The sequence below is a fragment of the Verrucomicrobiaceae bacterium genome (assembly GCA_016713035.1).
GTDB lineage: Bacteria > Verrucomicrobiota > Verrucomicrobiia > Verrucomicrobiales > Verrucomicrobiaceae > Prosthecobacter.
The window spans coordinates 833,194-850,921 of record JADJPW010000001.1 but is presented as its reverse complement, the minus strand read 5'-3'; the positions used below and the strand labels follow the sequence as shown (position 1 = coordinate 850,921).

The following is a 17,728-nucleotide window of genomic DNA, read 5'->3' as shown; positions in this document are numbered from 1 at the left end:
GCGTGGCGTGTGGTGGATCATGGCGGCCCTGCTCCTGGCGAACTGTGCTGGGGGCCCATCTGGTGTGGCGAATGCGGCGAGTAGTGCGACCCTGAGCCCTGCACAGATGGAGCGAGTGGGTAAAAAAATCTGGCAAAACGAGTGCGGTGGCACGGTGGCAGGCCTGACGAGCTGGAATGCGGGGGAGGACTTCGCCTCACTGGGGATCGGGCATTTTATTTGGTATCCAGCGGGGCGGCGTGGGCCGTTTGAGGAGAGCTTTCCGCCGCTGATGGCCTATTATCGGCAGCGTGGCGTGGCTGTGCCAGATTGGGCACTAGGGGCCTGCCCATGGAGCACGAAGGGGGCTTTTCAGGCGGATCAAAAGGGAGCGCGGCTGACAGAGCTGCGTGGGCTGCTGGCGCGGACGACAGGATTGCAGACGGAGTTCATTCTACGGAGGCTGGAGCGTGCTGCGGCTGGGATGGGTGGCGCGGCGAGGGCGGGATTTGAGGCGCTACGGACGACGCCGGAAGGAATGTTTTGCATGATTGATTACGTGAACTTCAAAGGCGAGGGCACGAATGCAAAGGAGCGATACAATGGCCAAGGCTGGGGACTGCAGCAGGTGCTGGAAGAGATGCGTGGGGCAGGGACTCCCGCGGCCTTTGCAGAGGCATCGAAGCGGGTGCTGAGTCGCCGCGTGGCGAATGCGCCACCTGAGCGCGGTGAAAAGCGCTGGCTGGCGGGGTGGCATGCGCGGTGTGAGCGGTATAAGGCCGGGCTTTGATGAGTAGGAGCCGTGGTGAATTGATTTCGAGAAAGGATTTTGATAGACGCGAGGTGGATGGTGCATTCACATTCGGCACCTCGCTTTTTCTCTATTTACCTTCATGAAACGCCTCCTATCCCTCTTCCTCGCCACTGCTGCATCGCTCACTTCGATCCGAGCCGCTGACCATGTCGTCTATGAACCTGCGGGTGAGGCGAAGGGGAAGCACATCGTGCTTCTCGCTGGAGATGAAGAGTATCGTAGCGAAGAAGCTCTGCCGATGCTGGGCAAGATCCTCAGCCAACATCATGGCTATAAATGCACGGTGCTCTTCAGTGTCGATAAGGATGGCCTCATCGACCCCGGTGCTGGGAAAAGCCTGACTCACCCCGAGTCGCTCGATAGCGCGGATGCAGTGGTGCTGCTGCTGCGCTTCCGCCATTGGGATGATGCGACGAGCAAAAAATTCGCCGATGCGGTCAATCGTGGCATCCCAGTGATCGGGCTACGTACCAGCACGCATGCCTTCAATGGCTATCCGAAGGAAAGCCCGTATGCGGCGTGGAATTTCGGCAACAATGGCGGCTGGGGCCGCCAAGTGCTCGGAGAGACTTGGGTGAGCCATTGGGGCAAACACAAGGTGGAAGCGACCAAGGGCATCCTAGAGGCTGCGAACGCCACCCACCCCGTGCTGCATGGCATCAGTGGTCTCTTTGGCAATACAGATGTCTATGAGGCTGCTCCTCCTGCGGATGCGACGATCCTCGCTCGTGGCCAAGTCCTCCAGGGCATGACAGCGGATACCGCCCCAGCGAAATATACGAAGAAGACCCAAGCCAAAGTCGATCAAGATGTGAACTCGCCCATGATGCCTGTGGTCTGGACACGCGAGGTGAAGAATGAGTCCGGTAGCACGAACAAAGTGCTCTGCACCACGATGGGTGCTGCCACGGACCTGACCGACGAAGGCCTGCGCCGCCTGGTGGTCAATGGCATCTACTGGGGCCTGGGGCTCGAAGTGCCAGAGAAGGCCAAGGTGGACATCGTCGGTGCTTACGAGCCCACGATGTATGGCTTCAAAGGCAATAAACAGGGCCTGAAGCCTGATGATTTCGCACTCGGGAAATAAGGCTCTGCGGGACGGGTCCCGCGAGCGAGATCGCGGATGCTCAACACGGACTTGCGTGCAGAAAGTGCTGCGCCAAATCAAGTTGGACATTTTTTCAAATCACCTGTAATCCTGCCACGACCTGAATCCGTGGGGGTATAGCTCAGTTGGTAGAGCGTCTCGTTCGCAATGAGAAGGTCAGGGGTTCGAATCCCCTTACCTCCACAATTTCCCCTCTCGTAGCTGGTTCAGAAAAAATCTGCCGAACGGCACCCCAGTCACTCCCTGCCCATTATGAAAGCTTATCTGTGCGTCCTTTTTTCGGCCCTCACGCTTAGTTCTTGCAACATGGGCGGTCTCATCCAGGCCCCCGCATCTGGCACACGCGGCATCCTGCTGTCCACAGAGCAGATCGTGGCGCATAAATTCGGTAAAATCACCTTTCCAGCAGGACTGTACTTGCCGGAGGCAAGCTCGGAGGAGGGGATCTATTATGCAGCACCACAGCCGATTCATACTGGCGGGGTGATGAAGGGCGGGCGTGAGCATGGCGGCCTCTTTCTGCGTCCAGATGGTGGCCAAGCAGCATGGGTCGGACAGCCCGGTTATCAGCTCCAGCAGGCCCCATCCACGCTCTTAGGTGCTCGCGGAGTGGAGCGGCCCATCCGTTACGGATTGCTCGGATCAGTCCAATACCGTCCGCAGTAACGAAAAAGGGCAGGGTGGGGGATTTTTATAAAACGAGACATTCTTTTAAATTGCTTCTCATTTTATAAAAATTATAATCAAGGGCATGAAATCGAAGTTGCTCACCATTTGCATCGCCTTGGTCATCATGGCCACGGCGACGCTCTATGCCCTCCATGCGGGCTGGCTGACCGGCTGGAAAATGCGGCTTTCCGAGTTCCTTAATTTCTCCAGCAGCTCCTACTCGGAGGCTCGATTTAAGGTGGAGTCTCTCGACCAGGTGAATTACTCACGCGTCGCTACCAAATTGGAGCCACTGCGGGTCGATCCCGAGCTGGAAGCATGGCTCGCGAAGAATTACGAAAACCTCGACCTCACTGACCTCAACAAAGTCACGAGCAAGGTGCAGGAGGGCATGCCACGATACTTCCGTGTCTCCATTTGCAGTGCCTCCAGCCCGAGCCTGAAGGACTTGCTGGAAAAATTCCACGAATACCGCCACGCAGAGCAGGCAGACATGACACATCTGGCCATCGCCATCCGCAAACGTGCCGCAGGGCTCATGTACGAGGCCCTCATGGTCCAAGGCCAGCGCCTAGATGACTTCACGCCAGAGGCACTGACGAAGTCGAATGGCACACAGCCATTTTACAGTGTGTGCGTTCACTGCAAGCAGCCACACTTCATGCATCTCTCCCGCCAGCAGCGCAGCATGGCTCTGGAGTGCCCCAAATGTGCTCGTAAATATGCCGTCATCGCATCAGACTCGAAAGGGACATTTCATTACGTGAATGAATTCCTCACCGGCTACTCCCCACCAGCCACCTTCGCGAAAAACGAATCCCGTATCCAGAAGCTCTTCACCATCTGGTCCGCAGTGCATGACCACTGCCGCTATACGAATGATCCAGGTGCCTCTGACTCCAAATACGCCAGCAAAAACCATCTCGACTCCTGGCAATTCGCGGATGAAACCCAGCGCCTCCGCACGGGGGACTGTGAAGACTCCACCATCTTTCTCGCGGACTGGCTCCTCTCCCTCGGCTACCAGGTCCGAGTCGCTCTCGGACGCTACGGCGACCTCGGCGGGCACGCTTGGTGCGTGGTGAAAATCGAAGACAAAGAATACCTGCTCGAATCCACCGAGGGCCGCCCCGACCCGGTCGATCCGCCGCTCATCAGTCGTGTCGGCAGCCGCTACGTGCCGGAGGTGCTTTTTGACCGCTTCGCCATCTACGTCCCCAGCTCTGCCAACCGCGTCTGGAACGGCGATTACTGGAAAAACTCCAATTGGGTCAAAGTCGAGCCCCGCACCGACATCAATCGCGATCCGCTCCTCGCCAATGGCAACCGGGCCGAGCGAGACATCGCCCGCAGCATTTTGCGCTCATCCACCTCCGTCAATGGCGCTTACCGCGTGGGGAATCCCTCCGGCACCTCCACCAGCATCCAGACCTCTCTCGGCATGGATTTGGGCGATGTCCCTGGTGGATCGACCGACTGGAAGGTCTCACGCATTCCGCGTCGTGAGTGAGAGTGCTTTGTTTTGCACTCGGGGGTTTCTTTTCCGATAAAGATGGTACGCAGGGAGGGGATCGAACCCTCGACCAATTGGTTAAAAGCCAACTGCTCTACCGCTGAGCTACCTGCGCATCCCGGAAAAGGGGGCGGATAAGTGCCCGCTTTTCTACACAGCGCAAGCCCGAAGATCGACCTTTACGCAGACTTTTTCGCACTTTACCCCCAGACACCCGCCCCAGGGTTGCGTCTCCCGTGCATCCGCCTATGAAACGCTGCTCACATGCACCGCTTCCATTACCAAAACGACCGCCTTCATTGCGAGAATATTGACCTCGGCTCCTTAGCGACCACGCACGGCACTCCGCTGTATGTTTATAGCAAAGGTACCATCACCGATCACTTCACACGCCTCGATGCAGCCCTCGCTCCGCTGAACCACCTTGTCTGCTACGCCGTCAAAGCGAACTCCAACCTCGCCGTGCTCTCCACCATCGCCAAGCTCGGCGGCGGCTTCGACATCGTCTCCGCAGGCGAGCTCTTCCGCGTCATCAAAGCCGGTGGCGATCCCTCCAAATGCACCTTCGCAGGCGTCGGCAAGACACGCGACGAAATCATCTACGCACTCAACCAGGGCATCTACTGCTTCAATGCCGAGTCCGAGGCAGAGCTCCGCTACATCGACCGCATCGCCGGTGAACTCGGCAAAAAAGCCCCCGTCGCCGTCCGTGTGAATCCCAATGTGGATGCCAAAACCCACGCCAAAATCACCACCGGCAAAAGCGAGAACAAATTCGGCATCGACTTCGATCAGATCATCGACGTTTACGCACGCATCGCTGCCGAGTGCCCGAATCTCATCATCCGCGGCCTCCAGATGCACATCGGCTCCCAGCTCACCACCGTCGATCCCTTTGTCGAGGCCGTGCAAAAAGTCATCCCACTGGTCAAAACCATCCAGGAGCGGCACCGCATCGAGTTCTTCAGCATCGGCGGCGGCATCGGCATCAATTACCGCCAGTCGCTCGACTCCGGCCCAGACACCTGGTGGCAACAAAACGCCGAAACTCACCCACTCACCGTCCAGGCCTACGCACAGGCTGTGGTGCCACTCTTGACCCCACTGGGCCTACGCATCCTCTGTGAGCCCGGACGCTTCATGGTCGGCAATGCCGGCGTCCTCCTCACCTCCGTGCTCTACGAGAAACGCGGCAGCGCCAAGACCTTCAAAATCGTCGATGCAGGCATGAATGACCTCATCCGCCCCACCCTCTACGAAGGCTGGCACCAGATCGTCCCCGTCCAAAAGCCCGCCGATGCAAAAACCGAGCTCGCCGATGTCGTCGGCCCCATCTGCGAAAGTGGCGACTTCCTCGCCCAGAACCGCGAGATGGCCCCCGTGCAGGCAGGCGACGTACTCGCCGTCATGAGCGCTGGAGCCTACGGCTTCACCATGGCATCGAACTACAACACCCGCCCACTTCCCGCCGAAATCCTCGTCGATGGCGACAAGGCCACCCTCGTCCGCGAGCGGCAGTCCCTCGATGATGTCATCCGTGGCGAGCACACCGCCTGATCCACGTAGAGCCTTTTTAAACTTACACGCCCCATGTCCTCCATCTCGTATCTCCCCGGCAAACAGCCCCACCCACGCGAACACCGCCTCATCTTCAAAAACGTCGATCGTGTCGGCTGGAATACCTCCATCGACTGCGCCATCGCCGACGGCGGCTACGAGATGCTCAAAAAAGCCCTCAAGATGGAGCGCAGCGCCATCACCAATGAAGTGAAGGCCAGCGGCCTCCGTGGCCGTGGCGGCGCAGGCTTCCCCACCGGCGTGAAATGGGGCTTCATCCCGCCCACCAATACCAAGCCCGTCTATCTCATCTGCAACGCCGATGAATCCGAGCCCGGCACCTTCAAAGACCGCTACATCCTTCATCAAGACCCGCATCAGCTCATCGAGGGCATGACCATCGCCTGCTTCGCCGTCGGGGCCAAGCTCGCCTACATCTACATCCGCGAAGAATTCCCCCAGGCCGCCATCATCGTCGAAAAAGCCATCGCAGAGGCCCACGAAAAAGGCTTCCTCGGCAAAAACATCCAGGGCAGCGGCTTCGACTGCGAAATCTACGTCCACCGCGGTGCCGGAGCCTACATCTGCGGCGAAGAGACCGGCCTCATCGAGTCCCTCGAAGGCAAGCGCCCCTACCCACGCATCAAGCCGCCCTATTTCCCCGCCGCACTCGGCCTCTACATGAGCCCCACCATCGTCAACAACGTGGAAAGCCTCTGCCATGTGAAGCACATCCTGCAAATGGGCGGCGCCGAATACGCCAAGCTCGGCACCCCCAACAACACAGGCACCCGCATCCTATGCGTCTCCGGCGACGTGCAAAAACCCGGCTACTACGAAATCCAAGTCGGCAAGCTCACCATGGGCGAGGTCATCAACGACCTCTGCGGCGGCCTCAAACCCGGTCGCAAGCTCAAAGCCATCATCCCCGGCGGCAGCTCCGCCAAAGTCCTGCGAGCCGATGAGAAATTCAAAATGAAGGACGGCCGCGAACTCACCATCATGGACATCCCCATGGACTTCGACACCATGGCCGCCTGCGGCACCATGGCCGGCTCTGGCGGCGTCATCATCATGGATGACTCCCGCAGCATGACCTGGGTCATCAACAACCTGAACAACTTCTACGCCCACGAGAGCTGCGGCCAATGCACCCCCTGCCGTGAAGGCAGCCTGTGGATGAAAAAGATCAGCGACCGCATCGTCTCCGGCAACGCCAGCCCCGACGACGTGGACACCCTGGAGCAAGTCGCCGTGCAAATCGACGGCCGCACCATCTGCGCCTTCGGCGAAGCCTCCGCCTGGCCCACCCAGTCCTTCGTCCGCAAATTCCGCGACGAACTCAAAGCCGACTGCAAAGCCGACCTCGCCGGAAAGATCGTGAATAACGAGGGTAAGGTGGCTTCGGCGGGCTTGGCTTGATCTTTCTTGCTCTTCATCTTCCATCTCTATCCGCCTCCTACTCCGCCTCCCTGAAGCCGCAGAACTCTACCACAGTGGGGCACGGAGAGGCACAGTGGCTGGGTAGGTTTCGTTGTTCCCAGTTCGTCCTCGTTGATTCGCTTCGCTTGGCTCTCGAACTCGTCCTCGATCCTGCGGCGTCTTTTTTACCACGGATGAACGGATGGTTTCACCACAGATGATACGGATGGGATAAGAGTACTTGGTTCTTGGTTCTTGGTTGATCCGCCTCCGCCTCCCTGAAGCTGCAGAGTTCTACCACCGAGGGCACCGAGGAGCACAGAGTTCCCATTTCTCGTTCAACCCGGATTATGCAATTGAGTAAGCGAACGGCGGTGGGCGAGCCTCGATTTGGCGGAAGATAGCGTCCATCCAGGGACGTTTTTTGCCAGGCAGTGAGAGCTTGAGCACTCGCTTTCGAGCGTGTTGTCTGACCCAACCGCCTATTGCAAAGCAATAGGATCGCAGCGTCGCCAAGGTGGCTTGATTGTGACTGTTGAGTCCAAAATGCCGGAACAGACTCATCAGATTATAGGCTACCATGATGAAGCGGAACGAGGCCTCCGTCGCCCAAAAGTCCTGCAGGCAGAACGCGTCGAGGCCGAAGTCTTGCTTCAACTCCTTGATCCTGTTCTCGCAGTCGGCCCGAGTGTTGTAGATGTTCCATATCTGATCGAGCGGCAGGTCGAGATTGGTCACATACAGGCTAAAGCGGTAGTCGGGCAGGTCGTCGAAGAGCAGCTTGCCTCCGGCCTGTGGACGGCGACTGATCTGCTTACGCACCACAATGTGCCGACGCGCCTTGGCCTTCGAATCGGCTGGCTGATGCCGCCACTCTTTGACTGCGATGCCAGGGCAGATTTCCACCCAGTCCTTCATGCCGTGGACCTCGTTCTTGATGTTGGAGTAGGCCCGCGCGGCGATGATGTACTTGAGGCTGCGCTCTTCCAACGCGCTCAGGATTTCGTCAGTATAAAAACCGCTGTCGCCACGCACGAGGCCCACCTTCACTCCCGCGAGCGCCTCATCGAAAGTCTCGCGCATGAACTCGACGCAATTGGAGCACGCTGCCGTGTTGCCCGGGCGCAGCCACGCATTGGCCACCATCCGTGTCTGACTGATGAAGGCCATGAGCGGATGGTGCGAGTTGCGCCCTTTGCGGTTGGGGTTGTAGCCCTTGGCAGCGCCTTCCTGGCTGCCATCGCGCGTGATGACCGTGCTGTCGAAGTCCACCGTCACTGCTCCCACGTTGATTTGCGCAAAGAACCACTTCTGTAAGGCTGGGAACACCACCGTGTTGCGCGCATGAGAGAACTTGCCGAAGAACCGGCTGTAGGTGCTTTGGCTTGGCAGGCTCTCATAGCCAAAAATGGCTGCAAGCGTTTGATCCTGGCGCAACCAATCGCAGTGGATGTAGCGGCTAGCCCCCGTCCAGATGCCAAGCCAAAAGCTTTCAATGATCTGCACCGGATCATACGCTCGATTCGACCCGCCTTGAGGCAGATCCAAGGTGGCCAGATGTTCGCGGATACCAGTCTGATCCACAAAACGCTTCATCAACGCCATGCCGCCAAAGGGCGTCACAGGCTTGTCGGAGTATTCAATCGGTAGATTCACCATCACGGTGATTCTGCCACACGCGTCAATCCCTCGTAGTAACACCCCTTCGCTTCACTCCAGCTACTCTATTGCATTATCCAGGTTCAAACATCCTCGCGCCAAAGGCGCTCCCCATATCAGCCTGGGCCAACGGCCCAGGGTTGGCCGCAAAAACCAGGTGAAGGGCTGTAAGCCCGCCCCATGCTCCTCATCGTCCTTTCCCACGATGACGCACCCGTGCTGGATTCCGCTAAGGTGGCTTCGGCGGGTTTGGCGTGATTTAGAACTCGACGCAGAGGCCTGACACCTGATAAAACTTATCCATGTCTGATGGAGAACGACGCATTGCACGCATGACAGGCTGTGCCTGTCTGGGGAAAAGCATCCTAGCCCTGCTGACGGCCATCTTGCTTGTGTGGTTGCTGCTTAACTTCAGACCCTTCATGTATCTGGATAGACACCGTGATCATCTCCTCATAAAAACCCTCGATGTGATGAAGGGATTCCGAAATGGACTTCAATGCTTTGAGCTTGAGTATGGTTACTTACCGCCCTCTTCCGCACGAGGCGCTCCCGATCTTAAAACAACATCTCGTGGTGCTATTCTTTCCTCGCTGATGGGGCAGAATCCTCTGTTAAATCCAAAGGGAATCGTGTTCAGCGAGTTTCCGGTCGCTCGAAATCAACGTGACGGCATTTGGCAAGAGTCCCAGGAATGGGTGTTGAGCGATAGGTGGGGCCATGAATACCACATCCTGCTCGACATCGATCAGGATGGCAAAATCGCCAATCCAGATACCACCACAGCTCCAAAGAACCCCTTTCTGCCAATCGACATCGCCATCTTCTCCGCCGGTCCCGATGGCGATCCGGCGACGTGGGAGGACAACATCAAAAGCTGGTGATTTTATCCGCCTTGGTTCTGAGCCTTTTGGAATCGCGGCACCTTGGTTGGTGCATTTTCTCCTTCGTATTCCCCCCCACTCTCGCTCTCCGCGGATGGAGCATCCTAAGCTCACCGACTCCCAAATTCCATTGACGAAGAGCCTCGCGAAAACCTTCCACGCATTCACTGGCGCATGATTCCCATCCCCCCCGTTTTCTGCATCCTCGCGCCAAAGGCGCACCCCATACCAGCCTGGGCCAACGGCCCAGGGGAGGGGACGCAGCAAAAACCAGGTGATGAAGGGCTGAAAGCCCGCCCCATGCTCCTGCCGCCATGCCGCAGTCCCTCCGCCGCGTCATCGTCCATCAGCAATTCTGCTGAATCAAACATGTCGTCGCAGGAGTTCGATGGGAACAGGCTCCCAGTCCGTGATCGAGGCAGGGAAGTCTCAGCTCAGAAACTCTCCGTTCCTTTAACCTGCGGTTGGTAACGGGAATCGGTCTATTTCCCTGCCGCCTTGCCGCCGGTCTCCGCAGGTAGCGATTTGCCATCGAGCCAGACGTATTCCTTCCACGAGCCTTCGTAGAGGCGGACGTTGGGGTATTTGAGAACGTGTTTCAGCGTGAAGTAGATGAGGCTGCCTTCGCGGGAGGTGCCGCAGTAGCAGATGATGTTTTTGTCCGGGGTGATGCCGGCGCCTTCGGAAGGTTCAGCAGCCGCTGCCGGGTTTGCAGCCGCCTTTGGTTTCCATCACCACTTCGCCGTCGCGATGCGTCGGCGTCGGTTTGCCCGGACGGAAGTGCTCTTCGTGATCGAGCGTGGCTTTGAGGCCGAAGAATTGCGCGGCGGTGGCTTCGACGCCGGCTTTCACGGCTTCCATGAGCGACGCGGGATCGGCCTCGGCACGCAGATTGATGATGAGCTGGCCTCCAGTGCTCGGTTCGTCGAGTTCCATGCCGAGTTCGGCCACGTAATCGCTGCGCACGAGATTGATGCTCGCCAGTTCGCCCGCGATGCCGTCATCGGGACTGAAGGTCATCTTGAAATGGGCGATCTCGACGCCGGCGAGCTGCAAGCGGCCCTGTACATGCGTGGCGAGCTTTTTGAGGAAGTCGTTCGCTTCGAACTCATCGTCCGATTTCAGCGTGACGGTGGCATTCAGCCAGCCGAGGAGAGCTTCGCCATCGGCATAGACTTCGTAATCGACGGCCATCGGATTGCGCCGCGCTTGCTCGTCAGTCATGAGGCATGCGAAAAGCTCGTCGAGACCGGTTTCCTGACGTGGCGAAGCCGTGACGACCTTCGCGAGCGGGAATTCCTTCGTCAAAACGGCTCGCAGCTCCTCGCGCTGCGTTTCGTCGATGAGATCACTTTTGCTGATGACGATAATGTCGGCCTCTTCGAGCTGTTTTTTGAAGATGTAGGCCACTTTGGAGGAGAAGGTGCCGCCGTCATCGAGGCCGAACACACGCCGGGCGCGGATCGGGTCCACCAGCACACTGAGCGGCGCGATGGTGAAGGCATCGCCATACATGCGGCGCAGCGGATACGTCACCGTGGCGACGAGGTCGGTGCAGCTTCCCACTGGCTCCGCGATAAAGACATCCGGCTTCGTGCTGTTCGTGAGCTTGCTCGCAGCATCCACCAGCGTGTTGAAGCGGCAGCAGAAGCAGCCGCCCGCGATTTCCTCCGTCGCATAGCCCTGGCCGCGCAGCAGCTTCGTGTCCACGAGGCCACCCGCCTGATCATTCGTGATGAGGCCGACTTTGAGGCCCTGATCGCTCAAATACCGCGCCAACCGTCCGACGGTGGTCGTTTTACCGGCTCCGAGGAAGCCTCCGATCATGATGTAGCGTGCGCGTTGGGACATGGGGTGTTTTTATTTGCCAGATGTGGCAAATAAACAAGCGCCAACCACGCATCTTGCAAAAAAATCCACCACGCTGTATTTCCGAGCCATGCCTGCCCGCAAAACCTTCGACTGCCTTAGCGCCATGCGTGCGCTGGGTGAGCCGACGCGTCTGCGCCTCGTGCGCCAGCTCATCAGCGGAGCGAAGCCCGTCACCGAGCTGTGCGAAAAACTTCACGTCACGCCCTACAACGTTTCCAAGCACCTCCGCGTGCTGAAAGAAGCCGGACTCCTCGAAGTCGAAAAACAAGGCCAGCAGCGCATCTACGCCCTCGCCGCCGCCTTTCGTGAGAAGCTCTCGAACAACGCCAAGACGCTCGATCTCGGCTGCTGCCAGTTTCATTTCGACAAGCTGCCAGAGTGAACTCTTGTGAACCAATGAAAGAAAAAGCAGTAAACTTTTAATTCCTACTTGCGCAGTGTATATTAGGAGTGCATGTGTTTGGCATGAAGCTCACCAAACGTGGCGAATACGCCCTCCGCACCCTCATCCGTCTCGGCATCGCTGACCGGCAGGGAGAGGGCGTGATCTCGGTTTCCGTGCTCGCGGAGCAGGAGCGGCTACCGTTCAAGTTCCTCGAGGCGATCCTCTTTGAGTTAAAGCAGGCCGGTTATGTGGAAAGCCTGCGCGGCAAGCACGGCGGCGCTCGCCTCGCAAAGCCGGCGAAGTCCATCAAAATGGGCGAAGTCGTGCGGCTCATTGATGGCAAGCTTGCGCCCATCGGCTGCGCCAGCGAGACGGAGTATGAGAAGTGCTCCTGTCCTGATGAGGCACACTGTGGTCTGCGGATGCTCATGATCGACGTGCGCAATGCCATCGCGAACATCCTCGACCGCTACACGCTCGAACACGTCGTCGAGGTCACTCTGAGAAAGCAGGAGCGGCAGGCCGCCACGATACGAAAAACAACCGCCAAGAAAAAGACCTCCAAATCCCTCCACGCGGATCCCGCTGACGGCTTCCTCGCCGCGCTGCTCTCACCCATCACCTGATTTTCCCATGTCCCAACACATTACAGAACCTGAAGTCGAGCCATGGATCGACATCGTGCGCCAGAAGATCGAAGTCATGCGCTTCGGTTCGGTGCAGATCATCGTCCATGAAGGTCGAGTGACCCAGGTGGAGAGCACGGAGAAGACGCGTCTGCCCGATGTCGTCGCTCCTGCGCCTGCTACGAAGAAAAAGTAGCGCCATCACTCCCATAGCGTCGCCGCAAGGCCACGCGCCCCACATTTGTCGAGAGGCTGACTGGAACACCAGAGGTCTTCAGAGCGAAGCAGAAACCCGCTTCACCCCTGAAATCCGTTCCCGTCAGCCTCTCGGCATTTTTTATCGAAACGCCCACCGTCATCCCCCTGACGGCGGCCTGATCCCCCGAAGCACCTGCGAACGCCGACCGGACCACCGGACGCCGACGCTCAGCAGTTGCCGTCCATGCAAAAAACATCCCCAAAACCTCTACAACACCTCTTTCTCGTCCTCACGCTGGCTCTGCTGGCGATTCACACTCAAGCCCAGTCCCTCTATTGGGACACGAATGACAGCACGATAGGCTCCGGTGGGCCCACGCCAAACGGCATCTGGGATTTGTCGGCCCTCCGCTGGAATAATGCCGCTGGGGGCACCAGCTCAGCTGCCTGGACAAACTCAGGCCTGGAAGCAGCGCTCTTTGCTGCCGGAAGCGATGCGACGGGCACATACAGCGTCACCCTCGGCGCTGGAACGGCGCTGAAGCTTTCCGCGCTGACTCTGAACAATGGAACTCTGACGCTCACACCACAAAGCGGCACGGACGGTCTCGATTTCGGCGCGGTGAACGCGGCGCTGAATGTGGCGGGCGGTTCCACGCTCTCCATCAGCTCCTTCATCAATGGTAGCGCGGGCCTGACGAAGACGGGAACAGGTATCGCGCTGCTTTCTGGCTCCGTTTTGCCGACGGGGGCTTACGCCGTGCAAGGCGGTGATTTGCAGCTCGCGGATGGTGTGACGGCGAATGCGACTACGTTGACACTAGGCGCGGGCGCAGGCGTGACCTCCACGCTTACACTCGGCACCGGAACGAACTTCAATCTCGGCGGCAACGTCAGCTTTTCCGCCACGAACACACCGCTGGCCGGTTTGATCCAAGGCGGCACGCTGAACCTCAATGGCACACGCACGGTGACGACGCAGAACATTACCGCTGATCCCGATCTCACGATCCAGTCCGTCATCGCGGATGGCAGCACGTCTTCCGGCCTTACAAAGGCTGGTGGTGGGAGTTTGCTACTCAGCGGCAATAACTCCTACACCGGCATCACCACGAACAATGGCGGCACGCTGCATGTGCAGGGAAATAATGCCAGCATCGCCGCCAGCAGTGCCCTGGTGACGAATGCGGCCACCATCACCAACATTGGCGCGGCGGCAGATACCGTGGCCGTGAACCGTCTGGGCGATTCGGCGGCAATCACGCTCGATGGAGGCAATGTCGGCGGTGCGACGCTGAACTACACCGGCGCTGATTTTGCTTCGCAAGCCGTGCATGCCGAAACAGCCGGTGCGCTGACCGTTTCGGGCAATCATCGCAGCTTCCTCACTCTCACACCCGGCAGCGGCGATGAGGCGACGCTCACGTTTGCCTCGCTGGCACGTCTGGAGAATGCCACGGCGCTCGTGCGCGGCACCGCGCTGGGTTCGGCGGCGGGCACGGCGGGCTCTTCGCGTGTGTTTTTCACCTCAGCACCCACTTTTACCGGCGGCATCGTGCCGTGGCTGCTGGTGGATGCCTCCGCCACTGGCAATGGAACGGGTTTTGCGACTTACGATGCCACGAACGGACTCCGCCTCCTCACCGCAGGTGAATACACCGCTCCGGCGAGCGCTGCGACCGGCTCAAACGTGCTCAAATCGACCGCGGGCAACATCAACGTGAACAGCAGCGTCGATGTGAACTCTTGGACCAGCGCCAACACCGGCACGACAACCTTAGGCTCGGGGGTGACACTCGGACTGCAAAGCGGTGCCTTGCTTTTCAGCACCACGAGCACGCTCACGGGTGGCACGCTGGCGTTTGCCAATGGCAGCGAGGGCATCATCCACCTCGCCAGCGGCGCAGCAGTGACGGCGACGGTCAACAGCGTCATCACCGGCTCCAATGGTCTCACCTTCAGCGGCACAGGAGCGGGGAATAAAATCCTCGTGCTCGGCGGCAGCAACACCTTCACCGGCGATGTGCGCATCTACGCGGGCATTTTGCAGCTCGGAAATGCGAACGCGCTGAATGGCAATGCACTGCAAATCCAAAGCGGCGGCACGCTGCGTCTCAATGGTAACAGCATCAGCACCACGGGCCTGAATGGCGCGGGGGCACTGACGAACAACAGCGCCACTACCGCCTCCACGCTCACGGTGAACGGCGGCGGCACCTTCACCGGCACGATCAACAACGGCGCGGCGGCCGCGCTGGCTCTGACGAAGGCTGGCAGTGCCACGCTGACCTTGCAGGCGAATAACGCCTTCACCGGAGCCACCACCATCCAGACGGGCACCGTCCAGCTCGGCAATGGCAACAACGGCGGTCGTCTCAGCGGCACCACCAGCATCACCGTGAGGCAGGGAGCCAAGCTCCAGCTTACCAACACCAACGGCACCAACGTGCTGACCGACCGCGTGAACGACGCCGCCACCATCACGCTGAGCGGCGGCACCTTTGAATTCAACAACAGCGGCGCTGCCAACACGGACTACAGCGAGGCCGCAGGGGCGGTCACGTTGGCCGCAGGCGCGAGCCAGATCACGGCCGACCAGGCCACCACCGGCCGCACTTCGACCCTGACCTTCACCAGCGTCACGCGAAACACTGGCGGCAGCGTCAATTTCACCGGCGGTGCCAGCGGGCTGGGAGCCAGCACGCGCAACCGCCTCGACATTGGCGGCCTGACGGATGGCTTCATCGGCGGCTGGGCCACCGTGGGCAGCGAGTTTGCCAAATACACCACCGACATCGACACGGTGACGGCTGGCAATCAAGGCAGCGTGAGTGCCTTCACCGCTGCTGACTACTCCACGCTGACCGAAGCGGATTGGACCGGCTCTTTGTACGTCAAACCCGCCGCCGATCAGACGCTGACCTCATCTCGCACCGCCGCATCGGCGAATCTCGGCCTCGGCATCGATCTCACGCTCGGCACGAACACACTCACGCTCGCCAGCGGCGGCTTGATCAAGCAAGGAGGGGCAGTGGGGAACAACAACGCCGCCAATCGCAGCACGATCTCCGGCGGCACGCTCACCGCAGGCACCACAGCAGGTGCGGAACTCTTTGTGCGTGTCACGGGAGCCAATCTGAACCTCACCTCCGCCATCGCTGACAACGTGGGTGGCAGCGTGAACCTCGTGAAGTCCGGTGCGGGCCTGCTCATCCTCGGCGGCACGAACACCTACACCGGCAAAACGTATCTCAACGAAGGCACCATCCAGGCGAACAACATCGCCCGCTTTGGCACCGGTGCAGGCCGCGAGCTCGTCTTCAATGGCGGCACCTTGCAATTCAGTGGCTCCTTTGATCCAAGCGCCATCACCACCACCTTCAATGGCAACGCCACCTTCGACACGCAGGCGAACTCCGTCACGCTCGCAAACCCAGTCGGCAATGGCGGCAGTGGCAGCGTCATCAAAGGCGGAACCGGCACGCTGATTTTCACCGCCGCGAACAACTACAGCGGCACCACCACCGTGAATGCGGGCACGCTGACTGTCGGCAGCGGCGGGGATGGCACCAGCGCCACGCAAGCAGGCACCATCGGTCGCACCGGCAGCGGAGTGACCACCTTGAACGCCACGTCCGTCATCACCGGCAGCGGCTTCATTCAAGGCGGCCTCACTTTCAATGGCGGCACGCTCCGTCCCGGCGATGCCGCCGGTTCTTCGCTCGGCACGTTGTGGGTGGGAGGAGATGCCACCTTCACCAGCGGTTCGTTGGACCTGCAAATCAGCACCGCCACGCTGAATGTCACCGCGCTGGCCAATCGCGAAGATCCCGGCTACGCGGCAGCTTTGGCGGCCCTCATCGGCAATTCATCGCTCGCTAACCCGATCGCGCTCACGCAGCACGATCACCTCGATGTTGCAGGAGCCTTCGATTGGGGCACCGGAGCCGGCCTCTCGACCGTTTTGAACAACGGCTACACACCCACCGCCGGAGATGTCTTCAATCTGCTCGATTGGACCCGCGTGCTGAATGCCGATCAAGTCAACGCAGGCATCGGTTTCCGCACCGGCAGCGAAACCGGCAGCGATCTGGCCCTTTTCGACCTCGGCGGTAGTTTTCTCTGGGATACCAGCCTGTGGGCCAGTCACGGCCTTCTCGTCATCACCGCACCGGAGCCGTCACGTGCACTCCTGCTGCTGTGCGGGCTGTTTTCAGCCCTGCTACGTCGTCGCCGGCCGCTTTGAGTTTTTCCTCATCAAATCAACCACCGCAACATGCACGCCATGCCACATCCTACATGCTATTCGATGACCGAAAAGATCGCTATCGTGAAAGCTGACCTCCCCCAGCCTCGGGTTTGTGCCTCACGGTAGGCCCTCGACAAGCATCCTCCTACCGCACCCTGTGCCGACTTCCATAGTCGTTATTAACAAGTAATAAACTTATACACAAAAATGGAACGCTTAATAAAAACAACCCAGCCGCGTGCTGCTACTAGCTTGATGGAAACTCTCTACTTCACCGGCCTCTCGTATGAGCAGACTCTTCTGGCAACCATCGTCAGTGAAAACTCCAAGATTGACCCGAAGGTGCGCCAAAGGGCAAAGAGCCTGCTGTTGCTCGATGATGGTGCCACCGCAGATGAAGTCTGCCGCAGCCTTTCCATTAGTCCGCGCCGCCTGGCAGAGTTGATCCATCGTTTTCGCACAGGTGGGCTGTGCGAAGCACTGCTCGGCTGGCAAGTATCCCAGGCCAGCCGCGTGTGGCTCACACTCACCCCCTCATCACCACCTCAGGTTCAGCTTCAGCCGATAAGCAGGATTAAAAAACGTGTTATTGACACTCCCTCGCCAGCCGCTACCTCCAAGGCAACAGTCATCGCAGCTCCGCTGAGTTCAACAAGACAGGCCTGCTGCGGCAAAACAGACGTTCATCAGGCCGACCCGCACCATCAAGGAGGCCCGCCACATGTCACTTCGCATGCCTAATGCCGAGCATGGGGTGATCCATCATCCGCAGGCCAGGGGCACATCATTGTTT

At 59.2% G+C, this 17,728-nt stretch carries 15 protein-coding genes and 2 tRNA genes; 13 read left to right on the top strand and 4 right to left on the bottom strand.

What is annotated here, in order from left to right; all coding sequences use genetic code 11:
- Positions 1-19 precede the first annotated feature (19 nt).
- The 5 genes from IPK32_03675 (at position 20) to IPK32_03655 (ending at position 4,080) form a co-directional block, all read left to right on the top strand.
- Positions 20-769, top strand: a complete 750-nt coding sequence (locus tag IPK32_03675) for a hypothetical protein (protein ID MBK8091106.1) — start codon at positions 20-22, stop codon at positions 767-769.
- A 103-nt stretch (positions 770-872) separates the two neighbouring features.
- Positions 873-1,880: a ThuA domain-containing protein gene (locus IPK32_03670; protein MBK8091105.1), complete on the top strand. Its 1,008-nt coding sequence runs from the start codon at positions 873-875 to the stop codon at positions 1,878-1,880.
- Positions 1,881-2,011: 131 nt separating this feature from the next.
- Positions 2,012-2,084: transfer RNA gene (locus IPK32_03665), tRNA-Ala, on the top strand.
- A 123-nt stretch (positions 2,085-2,207) separates the two neighbouring features.
- Positions 2,208-2,567, top strand: coding sequence for a hypothetical protein (locus IPK32_03660; GenBank protein MBK8091104.1), 360 nt, complete (start codon positions 2,208-2,210; stop codon positions 2,565-2,567).
- A gap of 85 nt (positions 2,568-2,652) precedes the next feature.
- Positions 2,653-4,080, top strand: coding sequence for a transglutaminase domain-containing protein (locus tag IPK32_03655; protein MBK8091103.1), 1,428 nt, complete (start codon positions 2,653-2,655; stop codon positions 4,078-4,080).
- Positions 4,081-4,123: 43 nt separating this feature from the next.
- Here the strand turns inward: IPK32_03655 and IPK32_03650 are convergent.
- Positions 4,124-4,198 (bottom strand) — tRNA-Lys (locus IPK32_03650).
- Positions 4,199-4,347: 149 nt separating this feature from the next.
- Between IPK32_03650 and lysA the strand changes: the two genes are divergently transcribed.
- A complete protein-coding gene (gene lysA, locus IPK32_03645) occupies positions 4,348-5,640 on the top strand; it encodes a diaminopimelate decarboxylase (protein MBK8091102.1) in 1,293 nt (430 codons plus the stop codon).
- Positions 5,641-5,673: 33 nt separating this feature from the next.
- Entirely contained in the window at positions 5,674-7,062 is a 1,389-nt protein-coding gene (nuoF, locus tag IPK32_03640) for an NADH-quinone oxidoreductase subunit NuoF (GenBank protein MBK8091101.1), read from the top strand.
- Positions 7,063-7,410: 348 nt separating this feature from the next.
- On the opposite strand, the gene IPK32_03635 is transcribed toward nuoF, so the two are convergent.
- Positions 7,411-8,721, bottom strand: a complete 1,311-nt coding sequence (locus IPK32_03635) for an IS1380 family transposase (protein ID MBK8091100.1) — start codon at positions 8,719-8,721, stop codon at positions 7,411-7,413.
- 302 nt (positions 8,722-9,023) lie between these two features.
- On the opposite strand from IPK32_03635, the gene IPK32_03630 reads away from it, so the two are divergent.
- A complete protein-coding gene (locus IPK32_03630; GenBank protein MBK8091099.1) occupies positions 9,024-9,605 on the top strand; it encodes a hypothetical protein in 582 nt (193 codons plus the stop codon).
- A 482-nt stretch (positions 9,606-10,087) separates the two neighbouring features.
- Here IPK32_03630 and IPK32_03625 read toward each other — a convergent pair whose 3' ends face one another.
- Both IPK32_03625 and IPK32_03620 read right to left on the bottom strand, forming a co-directional pair.
- Positions 10,088-10,276, bottom strand: coding sequence for a hypothetical protein (locus tag IPK32_03625; GenBank protein ID MBK8091098.1), 189 nt, complete (start codon positions 10,274-10,276; stop codon positions 10,088-10,090).
- Between the two features lie 19 nt (positions 10,277-10,295).
- On the bottom strand, positions 10,296-11,432 hold the full coding sequence (locus tag IPK32_03620; GenBank protein ID MBK8091097.1) for a cobalamin biosynthesis protein P47K: 1,137 nt from the start codon (positions 11,430-11,432) through the stop codon (positions 10,296-10,298).
- 112 nt (positions 11,433-11,544) lie between these two features.
- Between IPK32_03620 and IPK32_03615 the strand changes: the two genes are divergently transcribed.
- The 5 genes from IPK32_03615 (at position 11,545) to IPK32_03595 (ending at position 17,676) form a co-directional block, all read left to right on the top strand.
- A complete protein-coding gene (locus tag IPK32_03615) occupies positions 11,545-11,859 on the top strand; it encodes a winged helix-turn-helix transcriptional regulator (protein ID MBK8091096.1) in 315 nt (104 codons plus the stop codon).
- Between the two features lie 83 nt (positions 11,860-11,942).
- Positions 11,943-12,488 (top strand): Rrf2 family transcriptional regulator, encoded by a 546-nt coding sequence (locus IPK32_03610; protein MBK8091095.1) that lies wholly within the window; start codon positions 11,943-11,945, stop codon positions 12,486-12,488.
- A 7-nt stretch (positions 12,489-12,495) separates the two neighbouring features.
- Positions 12,496-12,684 carry a YezD family protein gene (locus IPK32_03605; protein MBK8091094.1) on the top strand — a complete coding sequence of 63 codons (189 nt, stop codon included), beginning with the start codon at positions 12,496-12,498 and terminating at the stop codon, positions 12,682-12,684.
- Positions 12,685-12,930: 246 nt separating this feature from the next.
- Positions 12,931-16,932 (top strand): autotransporter-associated beta strand repeat-containing protein, encoded by a 4,002-nt coding sequence (locus IPK32_03600; GenBank protein MBK8091093.1) that lies wholly within the window; start codon positions 12,931-12,933, stop codon positions 16,930-16,932.
- Between the two features lie 258 nt (positions 16,933-17,190).
- Positions 17,191-17,676 carry a helix-turn-helix domain-containing protein gene (locus tag IPK32_03595; protein ID MBK8091092.1) on the top strand — a complete coding sequence of 162 codons (486 nt, stop codon included), beginning with the start codon at positions 17,191-17,193 and terminating at the stop codon, positions 17,674-17,676.
- Positions 17,677-17,728 lie beyond the last annotated feature (52 nt).